Below are 15,157 nucleotides of genomic sequence, written 5' to 3'. Positions count from 1 at the left end.
GGGGTGCTCAGCGGCGGGGGAGCAGCGCCCAGACGCTCTTCTGGCCGTCGGTGAGGTGCCAGCCGTGCGCGTCGGCCATCTCGGCGATCAGGTAGAGGCCCAGGCCGCCCTGGCTCGGGTCACGGCCCACGGCCGGCGCCGGGGGCCGGGTGGCCGCGGAGTCACGCACCTCGATCAGCCACGCGTCCGGGGTGCGCTGCACCCGGGCGCGGACGCCGCCACCCCCGTGCCGCAGGGCGTTGGAGGCCATCTCGTCGAAGGCCAGGACGACGGCCTCGTCCAGGTCGGCGGCCTCCTGGTCGCCGCGGGACTCGGCCGCCAGGCCACGTCGGAGCTGGGCTCGCACGCGGGGCAGCTCGGCCACCGAGGTGAGGTCCCACGACCAGCCGGCCTCGGCGGGCGGAGGTGGCGACGACGGCCATGCCAGGCCGGCCGACTCGCCCGTCACTCGATCTCCTCGCGTCCTGGCCGTCAGTTGCTCGACGACGAACCCCTGTCTTGGCCCTGTGGCACACCACTGAAACCCGACACGTCGTGTGAGTCACCTCACCTGATTCCTGCCGGGGTGCCAGCCGGACGGCGCGTCGGCACGGCGGCCGCTGTTCCCCCGGCACCGTAGGACATCGGCAGGGTCGCCGGGCGGCGGGAACCCCCGATGTCACGGTGACGTCATGTGGCGGCGGGGCGGGTTCAGTGCGCGCTGCCGCCCAGCTGGAGCAGCACGACCCCCCCGACCACCAGGGCCAGTCCGCCCACCTGCCAGCCGGTGAGCGACTGACCGAGGAAGACCGCACCGATCGCGGCCACCGCAGCGGTGCCGGTGGCGGACCAGATGGCGTAGGCCACCCCGACCGGGACCGTCCTGACCACCTGGGCGAGCAGCACGAAGGAGAGCGCGTAGCCGGCCAGCACGGCCAGGCTGGGCAGCAGCACGGTGAACCCGGCGGTGCGGGGGAGCAGCGAGGTCGCGACGACCTCGGTGACGATCGCGCAGGCGAGCAGGAGGTAGGCCACGGCCCCGATCGTGCCCGGCTCAGCCCACAGCGGTGAGCAGGTCGCGCACCGAGGCCGGGTCGCGCATCACCGCGCCCATCACCGCGACCCCGGAGGCACCGGCGGCCAGGCAGCCGGCGACCTCCTCGGGGCCGATCCCGCCGAGGGCGTACACCGGTGGGCCCAGCGGCGCGAGCGCGGCCAGCCCGGCCGGGCCCAGCGCTGGGCCGTACCCGGGCTTGGAGGGCGTCGGGAACACCGGGGACAGGAAGGCCCAGTCGCAGCCCTCGGCGCGCGCCCGGGTCAGCTCTGCCGCGGAGTGGCAGGACCGGCCGACCAGCCGGGGACGCGGCGCGGGGAACGGGTCGTGCGCGGCCAGGTGGACGGCGTCGGCGGCGCCGCTCCCGGCGCGCACCAGCACCCCGCCGACCGGGTCGAGCAGGGCCCGCAGCCGGTCGGCCAGGGCGTCGCGCTCGGGCCCGGGCAGGTCCTTCTCCCGCAGCACCACCGCCCGGGCGCCGGCGACGACCGCGGCGGCCACGGTGTCGACCAGGCTGCCCCGGCACCGGGTGCGGTCGGTGAGCACCAGCAGCCGCGGCAGGGTCATCCCAGCTCCGGGCGCCCCTGCATCGCGGTGGAGGCCTGGGCGTGCCAGCGGCGCGGGATCCGCCCGGCGCCATGGGCCAGCCGCCCGCCCTCCACCGCCTGCCGCATGGCCAGCGCCATCCGCTCGGGGTCGCGGGCGCGGGTCACCGCCGAGGCCAGCAGCACCGCGTCACAGCCCAGCTCCATCGCCAGCGCGGCGTCGGAGGCGGTGCCGATGCCGGCGTCGAGCACCACCGGCACGTCGACCGCCTCGCGCAGCAGCGCGATCGAGTGCGGGTTGCGGATGCCCAGCCCGCTGCCGATCGGCGAGCCCAGCGGCATCACCGCGGCGCACCCGATGTCGGCCAGCCGCCGGCCGAGCACCGGGTCGTCGGTGGTGTACGGCAGCACGGTGAACCCCTCGGCGACCAGCTGCTCGGCGGCGTCCACCAGCTCGACGGCGTCCGGCAGCAGTGTCACCTCGTCGCCGATGACCTCCAGCTTCACCCAGTCGGTGCCGAAGGCCTCCCGGCCCAGCCGGGCGGCGAGCACCGCCTCCCGGGCGGTCCGGCACCCGGCGGTGTTGGGCAGCAGCCGGACGCCGCAGCGCTCCAGCACCTCGAGCATCGACCCGCCGGGCACCGCCTCCACCCGGCGCAGGGCGACGGTGACCAGCTGGCTGCCCGAGGCCCGGACCACCCGCTCCAGCACCTCGAGGCTGGGCAGGCCGCCGGTGCCGAGCACCAGGCGCGAGGTGAAGGGCTGCCCGGCGATGGTGAACGGGTCGGTCGCCTCCTCTTGATGCAGGCCGTCCTGCAGGGGCCCGCTCTCCTGCAGGCCCCCGTGCAGGGGCCCGCCGCGAGCCCGTGAGGCTTCGTCCCGAGCTTGTGAGGGATGAGGCGGACGAGGTCCTTCGAGGGGGGCAAGGGGGTCCTTCGACATTCAGCCTCCTGCGGTCGGGGCGAGCACCTCGAGGCGGTCGCCGGGGGAGAGCTCGGTGGTGGCCCAGCTGCTGCGCGGGACGACGTCGCCGTTGCGGGCGACCGCGACCCGGTCGTGCCCGCCGCTGCGCTCGGCGACCAGCCCGGCGACGGTGGTGCCGGCCGGGAAGTCGGCGGGGGTTCCGTTGACGGTGATCGGGACGGTCATCGGTGGGTGAACCTCTCGGCGGTGAACGGGGCGGCGAGCTCGGGCAGCGCGCCGTCGGCCAGCAGTCCGGCGACGACGTCACCGGTGACCGGGGTGAGCAGCACGCCGTTGCGGTGGTGGCCGGTGGCCAGCACCAGCCCGGGCAGGCCGCCGGGCCCGAGCAGCGGGGCGTTGTCCGGGGTGCCGGGGCGCCAGCGGGCCAGGGTCTCGACCAGCTCCAGCTCGCTGACCCCGGGCACGACCTCCATCGCGTCGTGCAGCAGGTCGTGCACGCCGCCGGCGGTGACGGTGGCGTCGAAGCCGCGGTCCTCGGTGGTCGCGCCGACCACCAGCCGGCCCTCGCCGTAGGGCACCAGGTAGACGTGCCTGCCGCGGACCAGCGCGCGCACCGTGCCACCGAGCAGCCCAGCCGCGCCGGCCAGCCGCAGGACCTGCCCCTTCACCGGGCGGACCGGCAGCGGCGGCACGCCCGGCAGCCCACCGCTGCGCGCCCCAGGGCCAGGACGACGGCGTCCGCGGCCACGACCGAGCCGTCGGCGAGCCGCAGACCCGCGGCCCGGCCGCCCTCGACCAGCAGCTCGGCGACCCGCTGGGGCACCACCCGCACGCCGGCGGCCTGCGCGGCGGCCAGCAGCGCGCGGTGCAGTGCCCGGCCGTCGACCGAGTGGTCACCGTCCACGGCCAGCCCGCCGCGCAGCCGCGGGGTGAGCGCTGGTTCCCGGCGGCGGGTGGCCGAGGGGGTCAGCCGCTCGGCGGTGAGCCCGAGTTCGCACTGGTAGGCGTGCAGCGCGCCCAGGGCGGCGACGTCGTCGGCGTCGAAGCCGACCACCAGGGTGCCGGCGGTGCGCAGCCCGACCGGCGTCCCGCTCGCGGCCTCCAGCTCGGCGGCGAAGGCCGGCCAGCGCTGCACCGACGCCAGGCACAGCCGCAGCAGCGCCTCCTCGCCGTAGGCGGCCTCGGTGACCGGCGCGAGCATCCCGGCGGCGGCCTCGGAGGCGCCGGTGCCCGGGGCGTCGTCGACCACGGTGACCGACATCCCCCGCTGCGCCGCCCGCCACGCGACCGCCAGCCCGATCAGGCCACCCCCGGCCACCGCCACGTCGGTCATCGCAGCGCCCGCAGCAGCTCACCGGTCGCCGCACCGGGGTCTGCGGCGGTGGAGACCGCACCGACCACCGCGACGCCGGCGGCCCCGGCGGCCAGCAGCTCGCCGACCCGCGCGGCGGTGACCCCGCCGATGGCGACCACCGGCACCGGCACCGCCGCCGCCACCGCGGCCACCCCGGCCGGCCCGATCGGGTCGGGCAGCCCGGTCTTGGTGGTGGTGGCGAACGCCGGGCCGACGCCGAGGTAGTCCGCGCCCTCGGCGACCAGCAACCGGGCCCGCTCCGGGTCGCGGGCGGTGCCGCCGAGCAGGTGCCCGGGGCCGGCGACCCGCCGGGCGGCGGCCAGCGGCAGGTCGTGCTCACCGAGGTGCGTGCCGTCGGCGCCCACCGCCAGGGCGACGTCCACCCGGTCGTTGACCAGGCAGGTGACGCCCGCCGGCCGGCAGATCTCGACCACCGCGCGGGCGAAGTCGTGCAGCACCCGGTCGGTGCAGCCCTTGGCCCGCACCTGCACCACCGGCGCACCGGCGGCCACCGCCGCGGCCACGGCGGCCAGCGCGCGCGGCCCGCCGGCGGCGTCCGTGAGCACGTGCAGCCCGCCGAGGGGCCTCACGCCGCCGTCCGCCGGACCCGCAGCCGGGCGGGCAGCACCAGCAGCATGGTCAGCACCGCCGCGACGGCGAGGCTCACCAGCGAGGCCGACCAGCCGTTGGCCGGGTCGATGCCCAGGTCGAGCTGGCGCTGGGTCCACCAGGCGGTCCAGCCGGCGCCCGGGCCGCCGAAGTACGTCGGCAGGGTCAGCTGGTAGGCGACGAACCCGGCGAGCCACGGGAGCAGCAGCGACAGCCGGGCGGGCGCGGTGTCGGAGGTGTCCCAGGCCCGGGTGCGCAGCGCGTAGGCGACCAGGAGGACCCCGATCAGCGGCACGAAGACCGCGCCGATCAGGAAGAGGAACGGCTCGTAGGCGGCGATGTCGAAGCTGAGCGCCAGCAGCGTGGCGACGGTGCCGACGACGACCGCGGCGACCCGCCGGTCGATCCGGGCGACGACGTTCTGCGCCGAGACGGCGGTCGAGTAGAGGTTGGCGAAGGCCTCGTCCAGCTCGACGACCACCAGCACCAGCACGGCCAGCGCGCCCAGCGGCACGGCCAGCAGCGCGTCGACGACGTCCAGGCCGGCGCTGCCGTAGGCGGCCAGCGCCAGCACGCCGAGGGTGAACATCGCCACCGTGGCCAGGCCGTAGCCCAGCGCCGCGCCGGTTGCGGCGGACCGGCCGCTGCGCACGTGCCGGGTGTAGTCGGCGGCCAGCGGGAACCAGGAGATCGGCAGGGCGATGACGATGTCGGTCGCCGTCCAGAACGAGGTGGCGTTGCCGGTGGTGAGCTCCGGCAGCGGCTCGCGGAGCACCTCCACGTACAGGTAGACGATCGCGGCCAGCGCCGCCCACACCGCGTACCGGGACAGCACCCGGACGACGCCGAGCGGGCGCAGCGCCATCGCGGTGGCCAGCACACCGGCCAGCAGCACGAACGGCCAGCGCGGCGCGTCGAGCACCCGCGAGGCGGCCTCGGCGATGATCACGATCTCGAAGGTCGCCCAGCCGATGCACTGCACCAGGTTCAGCGCGGTGGGCAGCCAGGAGGCGTGCCGGCCGAGCAGGCCGCGCAGCAGCACCATCGCCGGCACGCCCTCCCGGGCCCCGATGCCGGCGGCGCCGCCGAGCAGCAGCGCGCCGATCACCGCACCGACGACGACGGCGCCGAGGGTCACCGCCAGCGGCCGGTCGGGCAGGACGACGAAGACGGCGGCCACCGGCAGCAGCAGGCTGATGCCCAGGTTGCCCCACAGGCCCAGGGCGTCCCGGAAGCCCAGGGTGCGGGCGGGTGGCTCGCCCAGGGTGAGCGGTGCCTCCGCGGTGGCGGACGGGCGGATGACGTCGGACGTGCTCATCGACAGCTCCCTACGCCGGCATTACCCGGTCAGGTTCCAGCGGTCGGCGGCAGGTCAGCCGCCCTCTCAGCCCGGTTCTCCGAGCTCCCGCACGTGGCATCGGCCACGACGTGCGCCACCCTAGCCACCTCGTAGAGTCCGCGCCGTGCCGGTCGCCGAACTGCTCCGACGTCATCCCGATGCCTGGCGCGGGGCCACCGCGCACCCCTTCCTGCAGGCGGTGCGCGACGGGTCGCTGCCGCCGGCCGCGTTCGACACCTGGCTGGTGCAGGACGCCCGCTTCGTCGCCGACCTGCTGCGCTTCCAGGCCCGGCTGCTGGCCCGGGCACCGCGCCCGGCCCAGGCCGTGCTGGCCGGCGGCGCCGGAGCGCTGGTCGAGGAGCTGGCCTGGTTCGAGCAGCAGGCCGCCGCCCGCGGGCTCGACCTCACCGCCCCGGCGCTGCCGGCCACCGCCGCCTACGCCGAGCTGCTGGACCGGCTGGACGGCGCCGGCGTGCCCACCGCGCTGACCGCGCTGTGGACGATCGAGCGCACCTACCTCGACGCCTGGTCGGCCGCCGCCCCCGGCGCCCCGGCCTACCGGGAGTTCGTCGAGCACTGGACCGTGCCGGCCTTCGCCGGCTACGTCACCGGCCTGGAGGAGGCGGCCGACGCGGCCGGTGGCGCGGACGACGCGCTCTTCCTCGAGGTCGTCGCCGCCGAGACGGCGTTCTGGCAGATGGCGGTGGACGCGTGAGCCTCGCCGCCGACCTCTGGGCGGAGAACGCCGACCTGGCCGCCGCGGCCCTGGCGCACCCGTTCGTGCAGGGCATCGCCGACGGCACGCTGCCGACCGAGCGGTTCGCCGGCTACGTCGCCCAGGACGCGTTCTTCCTGGAGTCCTTCGCCCGCGGCTACGCGCTCGGGGTGGCGCACAGCCCGGACCGGGCCGCGCTGGACACCTTCGCCGACCTGCTCGCCGGGGTGCGCGAGGAGCTGCGGCTGCACGGCTCCTACGCGGCCCGCTGGGGCATCGACCTGACCGCCGTCGCGCCGCTGCCGGCGACCTCGGCCTACACCGACTTCCTGCTGGCCACCGCCTCGCTGGGCGGGGTGGGCCTGACCTGCGCGGCGATGACACCGTGCATGCGGCTCTACGCCCACCTCGGGCAGTCGCTGGCCGGCACGGCGGCCACCCCCTACACCGAGTGGATCACCACGTACGCCGACCCGGGCTTCGAGGACCTCGCGGTCACCCTGGAGCGGCTGCTGGACGCCACCGCCCCCGACACCCGCCCGGTGCGGCACGCCTACCGCCGCGCGATGCAGCTGGAGGTGGCGTTCTTCGACGCCGCCCTCTGACCTCCGGCTCGCCGCCGTGGCGGCCATGTCGGCCGACATGGCCACCCGTCGGACCCGTTCGACGGCCATGTCGGCCGACATGGCCGGGCGGGGGACGCGCGGACCAGCGCCGCCGGTCGGCGTCGACCCGGCCCGTCAGGACAGGGCGGGGGACCAGGCGCCGGTGAGCACGCTGGCGGTGACCGCGACCGCGCAGACGGCCACGGCGGCGACCACCACCCAGGCGTCCAGCGGGCGCAGCCGCGAGCCGCGGGCGTTGGTGCGGGCGATGCCGGAGTCGAAGCCGCGGGCGTCCATCGCGGTGGCCAGCCGGCTGCCCCGCCGGATCGCCCCGACCAGCAGGCCGAACGCGGTGCTGGCCAGCAGCCGCACGTGCGCTCCCGGGTTGCGGCCGCCGTCGACCCCGCGGGCCCGGCGGGCCAGCCGGATGGTCTCCCACTCCGCGGCCAGCAGCGGCACCAGCCGCAGCGCGGCCAGCGCCCCGTAGGCGAACCGGGTGGACACCCGCCAGTGCAGGGTCAGCGCGTCGGCCAGCCGCACCGGGTCGGTGGAGGCGACCAGCAGGATGCCGGGCAGCGCGAGCGCCACCACCCGCAGCGCCCAGGTCGCCCCGCTCAGCCAGGCCTCCGCGCCGTCCAGGGAGCCGAAGGCGACGTTCACCCAGGCCACCCCGGCCGCGCTGAGCAGCAACGGCCAGGTGCGGCGCAGCACGTCGCCCGGCCGGGTCAGCCCGGCGGCGGGCAGCAGCGCCAGCTCCACGGCCAGCAGCACGGCCGGCGTCACCAGGTCACCGCTGACCAGCAGGACGGCGGTGACGACCACGATCGCGGTCAGCTGGGCCACCGGGTTCACCGCCGACAGCGGCACCGGGCGGGCCGGCCCCAGGGCGAGCGGGACGCTCATGCGGGCACCGGGGCGCCGAGGGTCAGCACGTCGTCGGCGAGCGCGGTGACCACGGCGGCGTCGTGGGTGACCAGGCACAGCGCCCGGTCGCCGTCCTGCTGCTCGGCCAGCAGTGCCACCAGCTCGGCCCAGGTCTCCCGGTCCTGCCCGAAGGTCGGCTCGTCGAGCACCAGCACCCGGGGCGCGGTGGCCAGCGCGGTCGCCACCGACAGCCGGCGCTGCTGCCCGCCGGAGAGGGTGAACGGGTTGGCGTCGGCGAGCGCGGCCAGCCCCAGCCGCTCCAGCAGCTCCTCGGCGGTGGCGCGCGCCTGCGCGGCCCCCGCCCCGGAGCGCAGCGGCCCCAGCGACAGCTCGTCGCGCACCCGCCCGGTGAGGAACTGGTGCTCGGGCTGCTGGAACACCGTGCCGATCCGGTTCGCCAGCTCCGCCGCCGGCCAGCGGTGCGGGGGCAGGACCGGACGGCGCAGCCCGGCGGTCAGCGCGGGGGAGGCGACGACCCGGCCGGTGCTGGGCGCCCGCAGCCCGGCCAGCAGCAGCGCCAGCGTCGACTTGCCGGTGCCGTTCGGTCCGGTCACCGCCAGCGTGCGGCCGGCCGGCAGGACGACGTCGGTCGCCGCCAGCGCGGGTCGCGTGCTGCCCCGGTGCGTGAAGCCCGCCGCCTCGGTGGCCAGCAGCAGCTCGCCGGGGGAGTGCACCTGCCGCGCCGGCAGCTGCAGCGGCGCCGGTCGCCAACCGGGCGGGTGCTCCACCGCGCCACAGCCGGGCAGCAGCTCCACCACCCGGTCGACCAGCGGCAGCCACGCCTCGACGTCGTGGTCGACCACCACCAGCGTCGCCGACCGGTCGGCCACCGCCCGGGTCACGGCCGCCCGCACCAGCGCCGCGCCGTCCGGGTCGAGCTGCGCGGTCGGCTCGTCGAGCAGCAGCAGACCCGGCCGGGGCGCCAGCGCGCCGGCCAGCACCAGCCGCTGCTTCTGCCCGCCGGACAGCGCCGCGGTGGCCTGTTCGCGGCCGAGGCCGAAGCCGACGGCGTCCAGGGCGGTGTCGACCGCGGGCCAGATCAGCGGCGGCGGCGTCCCGGTGTTCTCCAGGCCGAAGGCCACGTCGTCCCCGGCGCGGGTCATCACCAGCTGGGAGTCCGGGTCCTGGAACACCACCCCGACCGGCCGGCGCCGCCGGTCGGGCACGGCGCCGTCCACGGTCAGCTCACCGGCGACGTCGCCGGACTCCGGGTCCAGCAGCCCGCCGAGTGCGCGCAGCAGCGTCGACTTGCCCGCCCCGGACGCGCCGGTCAGCAGCACCCGCTGCCCGGGCTCCACCCGCAGGTCGACGTCCCGCACCGCCCAGGCGCGCCGGCTGGCGTGCCGGAAGCCGAACCCGTCGATCCGGACGGCGGCCGGCCCGACCCCGCCGTGCTCGTTCGGCCCCGTCCCAGGGACCCGCGGCGCGCGGAGCGCGTCGTGGGGAGGGACGGGGTCCTTCATCAGACCCGGGTCCGGCCGGAGGCGAACGACGACAGCGCGCCGCTGGCGGCCAGCGCCCGGGTGAGCGCCATGCCGCCGAGCCCGGCGATGACCACGGTGCTCACCACGATGAGCGCGGTGTAGGTGGTCATCCAGCCCGGCGTCCAGTCCGGGTAGTAGTTGTAGAGGTCCAGCCCCGCTGCGGTGGCCCCGGCGAGCGCGGCGGCCAGCAGCGCCTGCGGCCAGCTGTACCGGCGCCAGCCGAAGGCGGCGAAGCCCAGCTCACCGGCCAGGCCCTGCAGCAGGCCGTAGACGATCACCAGCGAGCCCCAGGCCGATCCCAGCAGCGCGGAGACGATGCCGGCGATCAGCTCGGCGAACAGCGCGGCACCGGGCTTGCGCACGACCAGCGGGGCGAGGACGGCGGGCAGCAGCCAGACGCCGTACATGAAGGCCTGACCCGGCGGGAAGGCGCCGAAGGCCGGGCCGGTGGCGGCCCACAGCAGGCCCCAGGCCCAGAAGACGACGCCGAACGCGACGCCCAGCACGGCGGTGACGACGATGTCGACGGTGCGCCAGCCGCGGCGCGGCTCACCCTGGGCAGCATCGGACGGACGGACGGCCTGTTCGGCCATGGTGCTCCTCCAGACTCCCTGCGCCGGCATGACCCGGATCAGGTTCGAGGGTCTGCGGTTGCCCGCACTCTCAGCGCCGAGGCGCTCCCCTGTCGTGTGTGTGCGGGCAAGCCTAGCCCGGTCGGGTGCGCGGCCACGGTGGGCTGGTGATAGGCAGGACGGCAGCACGGCGGGCCGGTGGCCCGCTGACGACTCGACGAGGAGACGCAGTGGCACAGCAGCGGACGGCGATCATCACGGGAGCGGCGCGCGGGATCGGCGCGGCCATCGCACGGCGGTTCGCCCAGGACGGGATGGCCGTCGCCGTCCTGGACCTGGACGAGGGCGCCTGCGCGGGCACGGTCGAGGAGATCCAGAAGGCCGGTGGCGAGGCGCTCGCCGTCGGTGCCAACGTCGCCGACGAGGCGTCGGTGAACGCCGCGGTCGAGCGGGTCGCCGCCGAGCTGGGCGCCCCGACGGTGCTGGTCAACAACGCCGGCATCACCCGGGACAACCTGCTGTTCAAGATGAGCGTCGACGACTGGGACGCCGTCATGGGCGTGCACCTGCGGGGTGCGTTCCTGATGAGCAAGGCCGCGCAGAAGCACATGGTCGAGGCCGAGTTCGGCCGGATCGTGAACCTCTCCAGCGTCTCGGCGCTGGGCAACCGCGGCCAGGTCAACTACTCCGCGGCCAAGGCCGGCATGCAGGGCTTCACCAAGACCCTCGCCATCGAGCTGGGCCGGTACAACGTGACCGCCAACGCGATCGCCCCCGGCTTCATCGAGACCGAGATGACCGCGCAGACCGCCGAGCGGGTGGGCGTGCCGTTCGAGCAGTTCAAGGAGATGGCCGCCAAGCAGATCCCGGTCGCCCGGGTCGGCCAGCCCGAGGACATCGCGCACACCGCGTCGTTCCTGTGCAGCGAGGGCGCCGGCTTCGTCTCCGGCCAGGTCATCTACGTCGCCGGCGGCCCCCGCGACTGACGTCGGGCCCCCAGCACTGATCAGGTCCCCTGATCACCAACTGTCCCCCTGCACCAGCGTTGGTGCAGGGGGACAGTCATTGATCAGGTCAGGTGGGTTCAGGTGGTCGTTGCATCACCGGTTGGTTGAGGTGGTGAGAGTAGGTCGTTGAGTGCTTCGGCGGGGGTTCTCCAGCCGAGGGTCTGGCGGGGTCGTCCGTTGAGTTCGGCGGCGACCACCGCCAGGTCGGTGGGGGTGTGCACCGAGAGGTCGGTGCCTTTGGGGAAGTACTGGCGGAGCAGTCCGTTGGTGTTCTCGTTGCTGCCGCGTTGCCAGGGTGAGTGCGGGTCGCAGAAGTAGATGGGCAGGTCGGCGGCGAGGGTGATCTCGGCGTGCCGGCGCATCTCCAGGCCCTGGTCCCAGGTCAGGGACAGGCGCAGGTGCTTGGGGAGCTGCCCGATGGCGGTCACGATGGCTTCTTGCAGGGCCAGTGGGTCGACCTTGCGGCCGGGTAGGTGCAGCAGCAGGCAGAAGCGGGTGGTGCGCTCGACCAAGGTGCCGATGTAGGACTTGTTGGCCGCTCCGGCGATCAGGTCGCCTTCCCAGTGCCCGGGCACTGCTCGGTCGTCGACCTCGGCGGGCCGCTCACTGATCATGATCTTCCCCGGGATGCGGCGGTCTGGATCGGAGCGTCCATCCACGCGGTGTCGGGGCCGGCGGATCGCCCGCCCGGTACGCAGGCAGGTAGCAAGCTCCCGGCGCAGCAGCCCCCGGCCCTGGATGTAGAGGGCCTGGTAGATGGCCTCGTGCGAGGGGCGCATCGCCGGTTCGTCGGGGAACTCGATGGCCAGGCGCATCGCGATCTGCCGCGGTGAGTACCTGCGTTCCAGATCGGCCTGCACCCGCTCCCGCAGCGGCTCGTGGGCCAGCTTGAAGGGCTTGGGTCGGGCTCCGCGGGCCTCGGCGTCGGTCTGGGCCGGCACCGCCCGGTAGGGCCGCCCCGGGTGGGCTTGCTCCCACAGCGCCAGCTCGCGGCTGACCGTGGTCGAGGCTCGCCCCAGCCGGGCGGCGATTTGGCGCGCGGACTGGCCAGCGGCCAGCCCGACGGCGATCTCCTCCCGCTCGCTCAGGGACAGGAACCGGCCCGAGGGCTCATGGACATCCAGCGGTGGCACGCCACCAGCTTCCCGGAACCACCGCCGACCGCGCTGCCCACTGACCCAGGCCCGCGCAGCGGCTGCCGCCGTCGGCAGCCCCTGCGCGATCCCCGCCCAGAACACCCGCTCATTCGCCCGTGTCACAGCCACCCATGCCACCCCTCAGCTGGGGTGATGCAACGACCCCCTGACACCGGGTCACCTGATCAATGCTGGACGGACGGCGGTGGCTCGTCGTCGGGCCTCTTGGTCACGCCGCGGCGGGCGAGCTCGGCGGTGAGCCGGGTCCACACCCGCACCGGGAGCAGCCGGGCCAGCTTCATCGCGACCATCATCGGCACCGGGAAGACGACCTCGGCCTTGTCCCTGGCGATGCCGTCGGCGATGGTGCGCGCGGCGACGTCGGCTTCGACCTTGAACGGCATCGGGAACCGGTTGCGGTCGGTCATCCGGGTGGTCACGAACCCCGGGTTGACGGTCTGGACGACGACGCCCCGCGGGGCCAGTGACCCGCGCAGGCTCTCCAGCAGGCTGATCAGCGCCGCCTTGCCCGCGTTGTAGGCCTCCGAACCAGGCAGGCCGCGGTACCCGGCGACCGAGGCCACCCCGACGACCCGGCCCCGCCCCGCGGCCAGCATCTGCGGGACGACGGCCTCCATGGTGTGCACCGCGCCCATCACGTTGACCTGCAGGTGGTCGGCGAACAGCTGCGAGTCCCACGGTTCCACGTGGAACGACGACCAGGTGCCGGCGTTCAGCACCGCGACGTCCAGCCCGCCCAGCGCCTGTCGCACCCGCTCGCCGGCCGCCACGGTGGCCGCCCGGTCGGTGACGTCGACCGGGACGACGACCATCCGGCCTCCGGCGACCTCGGCGAGCTGCTCGGTGTTGCGGGCGCTGATCGCCACCCGGGCCCCGCGGTCGGCCAGTTCCCTGGCCAGCGCCGCGCCGATGCCGGTCGAGGCGCCGGTGACCCAGATCCGTGCTCCGGAGATCTCCATGCCCGACAGCCTGGATGATGGCGGGCATGGCAGCGCGCAGTGGGTCGAAGGGGTCGAGGAAACCGTCCGCCGGGCCGGCGCCGCGGCTGGGGCACGGTGAGTTTGTGGCCTACCCGGGTGGCCCGACCGCGATCTACGACCTGCTCGAGCGGCTGAGCGCGGCGGCCGGGGACTCGCCGGACTTCGGCACCCCCGGGATCAGCCTCGACCGGAAGCGGCTCACCGTGCGCTGGTACGGCGAGCTGCCGGCGCCGGTGCAGGCCGTGCTGGCCGACCCCGGCTGCGAGGTGACGGTGCAGCAGACCGCCTTCCGCCCCGGTGACCTGCGGGCGGAGGCGCAGCGGCTGCTCCGGGAGCACCCGGGCGTCATCGCCACCGCGAACGCCCGGCCGGAGGGTGACGGCGTCGAGGTGCTGGTGCCGCCCGCGGTCGCCGACCCGGCCGGTGGTGCCGAGCAGGCGGTGGCGGGACTCAGCGCCGTCCCGCTGTTCGCCGAGGTCGGCGAGGCCCCACCGCCCTGAGCCCGGAGGGGGCCAAAGTCGGGACTTTGGGCCCCACCGGGCGGGGGTCAGGTGAGGGGCGGGCCGTAGGTGAGGTGGGCGACCCCCTTGGAGAGGGTCTCCGCGCCGAGCAGGGCCAGTGGCTGGGACGTGCCCTCGGGGAAGAGGCGGATGCCGGTGCCCACGGCGAGCGGGTAGACGTAGAGGTGCAGCTCGTCGACCAGCCCGTCGGCGAGCATCGCGCGCACCAGCGTGGCGCTGCCGCTGACGTAGAGGTCGCCGTCCACCTCGTCCTTCAGCGCCCGGATCCGGTCGGCCGAGTACCCGCCGACCACCGTCGAGTTCCGCCAGACCGACTCGGCGTCGGTCATCGTCGAGCTGACCACGTACTTGCGGGTGTCGTTGAAGAACGGGGCGCCCTCGTCGTCCTCCACCGTGCGGGTCGACCAGGCCGGGGCGAACATCTCGAAGGTCTGGCGGCCGAGCAGGATGCCGGTCGACGAGCCGGTCAGCGAGCCGATGGAGGCGGCCAGGTCGTCGGGGAAGCCGTAGTCCATCGTCCACATCGGGGCGTCGACCACCCCGTCGACGGTGGTGAACTCGTGGACCTTGATCGCGCCCATGGGGTGCTCCTCGTGCGTCGGCCGGCGGTGCCGGCGGCGGTGGTGTCGTACCTGGGACGGCGTCCGGCGCCGTTCCTCATCGGTGGGCCGGTGCTCAGCCGTAGCTGGGGTCCAGTGGGGTCGAGGGGGTCACGGCCACCGCGTCGAGGTCCGGGTCGGCCAGGACGGCGTCGATCGCGGCACGGCTGCCACCGACGTAGGTGAGGTAGCCGTCGATCTCGGTGGCGACCAGCCAGGCCCGGTCCGCCGGCCACCACAGGCTCGCGCACCGCCACGGCACCTCGGCGGGCAGCACCGGCGCGGCGGCGACCGGGCCGGTGAGCAGGTGGAACGCCCGGTGCGGGATCTCCACGCGCATCGGCCGGTCGGCCCAGGCCTCCGTCTCCTCGAGTCCGAAGCCCTCCCAGAGGCAGAAGTACGCATCCGCCGGCGTCCCGGTGGACGCGCCGAGCACGCGGGCGAGGGCCGCGGTCTCCCGGGCGTCCAGGCCGCCGTCGCACGGTCGGCCCCAACGGTCGGAGCCGGCCACCAGGTCGTCGAAGCGGGTCTCGGCGGTCAGGGGAACCCCGGTGGCGGCGGCGATCTCCGGCCACCGGTGCCGCGGCTCGGCGTCCTGGTCCTCGTAGCTGGGCGGCAGCACCCGGGCGTACGCCTCGAAGACCGGCGGGACGAGGGAGGTCACCGTCCAGGGCGCGGACGACGGCCGCAGCGCGGCCTCGATCCACGCCGCCGGGCTCACGTCGCCCAGGATGGCCAGCCCCGGCGCCCAGTCGACCGGCTCCTTCGGGTGCATGCCGGCATCCTGCC

The 15,157-nt window shown here is 75.6% G+C and carries 20 protein-coding genes and 2 riboswitches; of the genes, 4 read left to right on the top strand and 16 right to left on the bottom strand.

Going from position 1 to position 15,157, the window contains the following annotated elements; translation table 11 throughout:
* Positions 1–7: 7 nt before the first annotated feature.
* From ACJTNH_RS05135 to ACJTNH_RS05095, 9 genes are all read right to left on the bottom strand, one after another.
* Complete coding sequence (locus ACJTNH_RS05135; protein ID WP_458173277.1) at positions 8–448, bottom strand: ATP-binding protein; 441 nt, start codon at positions 446–448, stop codon at positions 8–10.
* A 242-nt stretch (positions 449–690) separates the two neighbouring features.
* Positions 691–1,014 (bottom strand): DMT family transporter, encoded by a 324-nt coding sequence (locus tag ACJTNH_RS05130; RefSeq protein WP_458173275.1) that lies wholly within the window; start codon positions 1,012–1,014, stop codon positions 691–693.
* A 19-nt stretch (positions 1,015–1,033) separates the two neighbouring features.
* The gene (locus tag ACJTNH_RS05125) at positions 1,034–1,600 is read right to left on the bottom strand and encodes a thiamine phosphate synthase (protein WP_458173273.1); all 567 of its coding nucleotides are present in this window, start codon (positions 1,598–1,600) and stop codon (positions 1,034–1,036) included.
* The gene (locus ACJTNH_RS05120) at positions 1,597–2,385 is read right to left on the bottom strand and encodes a thiazole synthase (RefSeq protein WP_458173462.1); all 789 of its coding nucleotides are present in this window, start codon (positions 2,383–2,385) and stop codon (positions 1,597–1,599) included. Before ACJTNH_RS05120 ends, ACJTNH_RS05125 begins: the two co-directional genes overlap by 4 nt.
* 135 nt (positions 2,386–2,520) lie before the next feature.
* Complete coding sequence (thiS, locus tag ACJTNH_RS05115; protein ID WP_458173271.1) at positions 2,521–2,727, bottom strand: sulfur carrier protein ThiS; 207 nt, start codon at positions 2,725–2,727, stop codon at positions 2,521–2,523.
* A complete protein-coding gene (locus tag ACJTNH_RS05110) occupies positions 2,724–3,170 on the bottom strand; it encodes an FAD-dependent oxidoreductase (protein WP_458173269.1) in 447 nt (148 codons plus the stop codon). The genes thiS and ACJTNH_RS05110 overlap by 4 nt, the downstream gene beginning before the upstream one ends.
* On the bottom strand, positions 3,167–3,835 hold the full coding sequence (locus ACJTNH_RS05105; protein ID WP_458173267.1) for an FAD-dependent oxidoreductase: 669 nt from the start codon (positions 3,833–3,835) through the stop codon (positions 3,167–3,169). Before ACJTNH_RS05105 ends, ACJTNH_RS05110 begins: the two co-directional genes overlap by 4 nt.
* Positions 3,832–4,446: a thiamine phosphate synthase gene (gene thiE / locus ACJTNH_RS05100; protein WP_458173265.1), complete on the bottom strand. Its 615-nt coding sequence runs from the start codon at positions 4,444–4,446 to the stop codon at positions 3,832–3,834. The genes ACJTNH_RS05105 and thiE overlap by 4 nt, the downstream gene beginning before the upstream one ends.
* On the bottom strand, positions 4,443–5,783 hold the full coding sequence (locus tag ACJTNH_RS05095) for a purine-cytosine permease family protein (protein WP_458173263.1): 1,341 nt from the start codon (positions 5,781–5,783) through the stop codon (positions 4,443–4,445). Before ACJTNH_RS05095 ends, thiE begins: the two co-directional genes overlap by 4 nt.
* Positions 5,774–5,884, bottom strand: a riboswitch (TPP riboswitch). It overlaps the preceding gene by 10 nt.
* Before the next feature lie 44 nt (positions 5,885–5,928).
* On the opposite strand from ACJTNH_RS05095, the gene ACJTNH_RS05090 reads away from it, so the two are divergent.
* Both ACJTNH_RS05090 and ACJTNH_RS05085 read left to right on the top strand, forming a co-directional pair.
* Positions 5,929–6,519: a thiaminase II/PqqC family protein gene (locus ACJTNH_RS05090; RefSeq protein WP_458173261.1), complete on the top strand. Its 591-nt coding sequence runs from the start codon at positions 5,929–5,931 to the stop codon at positions 6,517–6,519.
* The gene (locus ACJTNH_RS05085; protein ID WP_458173259.1) at positions 6,516–7,124 is read left to right on the top strand and encodes a TenA family protein; all 609 of its coding nucleotides are present in this window, start codon (positions 6,516–6,518) and stop codon (positions 7,122–7,124) included. Before ACJTNH_RS05090 ends, ACJTNH_RS05085 begins: the two co-directional genes overlap by 4 nt.
* 135 nt (positions 7,125–7,259) lie before the next feature.
* Here the strand turns inward: ACJTNH_RS05085 and ACJTNH_RS05080 are convergent, their stop codons facing one another.
* The 3 genes from ACJTNH_RS05080 to ACJTNH_RS05070 all read right to left on the bottom strand — a co-directional run bounded on the left by ACJTNH_RS05080 (position 7,260) and on the right by ACJTNH_RS05070 (position 10,125).
* Positions 7,260–8,027 (bottom strand): energy-coupling factor transporter transmembrane component T family protein, encoded by a 768-nt coding sequence (locus ACJTNH_RS05080; RefSeq protein ID WP_458173257.1) that lies wholly within the window; start codon positions 8,025–8,027, stop codon positions 7,260–7,262.
* Positions 8,024–9,511, bottom strand: coding sequence for an ABC transporter ATP-binding protein (locus ACJTNH_RS05075; protein ID WP_458173255.1), 1,488 nt, complete (start codon positions 9,509–9,511; stop codon positions 8,024–8,026). The genes ACJTNH_RS05080 and ACJTNH_RS05075 overlap by 4 nt, the downstream gene beginning before the upstream one ends.
* A complete protein-coding gene (locus ACJTNH_RS05070) occupies positions 9,511–10,125 on the bottom strand; it encodes an ECF transporter S component (RefSeq protein WP_458173253.1) in 615 nt (204 codons plus the stop codon). Before ACJTNH_RS05070 ends, ACJTNH_RS05075 begins: the two co-directional genes overlap by 1 nt.
* Positions 10,124–10,226, bottom strand: a riboswitch (TPP riboswitch). (Overlaps the previous gene by 2 nt.)
* Positions 10,227–10,334: 108 nt before the next feature.
* On the opposite strand from ACJTNH_RS05070, the gene fabG reads away from it, so the two are divergent.
* The gene (gene fabG / locus ACJTNH_RS05065) at positions 10,335–11,090 is read left to right on the top strand and encodes a 3-oxoacyl-ACP reductase FabG (protein ID WP_458173251.1); all 756 of its coding nucleotides are present in this window, start codon (positions 10,335–10,337) and stop codon (positions 11,088–11,090) included.
* Between the two features lie 98 nt (positions 11,091–11,188).
* Here the strand turns inward: fabG and ACJTNH_RS05060 are convergent, their stop codons facing one another.
* Both ACJTNH_RS05060 and ACJTNH_RS05055 read right to left on the bottom strand, forming a co-directional pair.
* Positions 11,189–12,385, bottom strand: a complete 1,197-nt coding sequence (locus ACJTNH_RS05060; RefSeq protein ID WP_458173249.1) for an IS30 family transposase — start codon at positions 12,383–12,385, stop codon at positions 11,189–11,191.
* A gap of 47 nt (positions 12,386–12,432) precedes the next feature.
* The gene (locus tag ACJTNH_RS05055) at positions 12,433–13,227 is read right to left on the bottom strand and encodes an SDR family NAD(P)-dependent oxidoreductase (RefSeq protein ID WP_458173247.1); all 795 of its coding nucleotides are present in this window, start codon (positions 13,225–13,227) and stop codon (positions 12,433–12,435) included.
* A 104-nt stretch (positions 13,228–13,331) separates the two neighbouring features.
* Between ACJTNH_RS05055 and ACJTNH_RS05050 the strand changes: the two genes are divergently transcribed.
* Positions 13,332–13,748, top strand: coding sequence for a hypothetical protein (locus ACJTNH_RS05050; protein WP_458173245.1), 417 nt, complete (start codon positions 13,332–13,334; stop codon positions 13,746–13,748).
* Positions 13,749–13,795: 47 nt separating this feature from the next.
* Here ACJTNH_RS05050 and ACJTNH_RS05045 read toward each other — a convergent pair whose 3' ends face one another.
* Together ACJTNH_RS05045 and ACJTNH_RS05040 are read right to left on the bottom strand one after the other, a co-directional pair.
* A complete protein-coding gene (locus ACJTNH_RS05045) occupies positions 13,796–14,350 on the bottom strand; it encodes a dihydrofolate reductase family protein (RefSeq protein WP_458173243.1) in 555 nt (184 codons plus the stop codon).
* Between the two features lie 94 nt (positions 14,351–14,444).
* Positions 14,445–15,143: a hypothetical protein gene (locus ACJTNH_RS05040; RefSeq protein ID WP_458173241.1), complete on the bottom strand. Its 699-nt coding sequence runs from the start codon at positions 15,141–15,143 to the stop codon at positions 14,445–14,447.
* Between the last annotated feature and the right edge of the window lie 14 nt (positions 15,144–15,157).

It is taken from the genome of Modestobacter lacusdianchii (assembly GCF_054177765.1).
Note: the sequence above shows the minus strand (reverse complement) of the source record. Positions and strands in the feature narration are given on the sequence as shown.

Excerpts from the sequence above, each read along its gene's own strand:
- ACJTNH_RS05125 (WP_458173273.1), bottom strand. The coding sequence starts at position 1,600 with ATGACCCTGCCGCGGCTGCTGGTGCTCACCGACCGCACCCGGTGCCGG.
- thiS (WP_458173271.1), bottom strand. The coding sequence starts at position 2,727 with ATGACCGTCCCGATCACCGTCAACGGAACCCCCGCCGACTTCCCGGCC.
- ACJTNH_RS05105 (WP_458173267.1), bottom strand. The coding sequence starts at position 3,835 with ATGACCGACGTGGCGGTGGCCGGGGGTGGCCTGATCGGGCTGGCGGTC.
- ACJTNH_RS05095 (WP_458173263.1), bottom strand. The coding sequence starts at position 5,783 with ATGAGCACGTCCGACGTCATCCGCCCGTCCGCCACCGCGGAGGCACCG.
- ACJTNH_RS05080 (WP_458173257.1), bottom strand. The coding sequence starts at position 8,027 with ATGAGCGTCCCGCTCGCCCTGGGGCCGGCCCGCCCGGTGCCGCTGTCG.
- ACJTNH_RS05075 (WP_458173255.1), bottom strand. The coding sequence starts at position 9,511 with ATGAAGGACCCCGTCCCTCCCCACGACGCGCTCCGCGCGCCGCGGGTC.
- ACJTNH_RS05070 (WP_458173253.1), bottom strand. The coding sequence starts at position 10,125 with ATGGCCGAACAGGCCGTCCGTCCGTCCGATGCTGCCCAGGGTGAGCCG.
- ACJTNH_RS05055 (WP_458173247.1), bottom strand. The coding sequence starts at position 13,227 with ATGGAGATCTCCGGAGCACGGATCTGGGTCACCGGCGCCTCGACCGGC.
- ACJTNH_RS05045 (WP_458173243.1), bottom strand. The coding sequence starts at position 14,350 with ATGGGCGCGATCAAGGTCCACGAGTTCACCACCGTCGACGGGGTGGTC.
- ACJTNH_RS05040 (WP_458173241.1), bottom strand. The coding sequence starts at position 15,143 with ATGCACCCGAAGGAGCCGGTCGACTGGGCGCCGGGGCTGGCCATCCTG.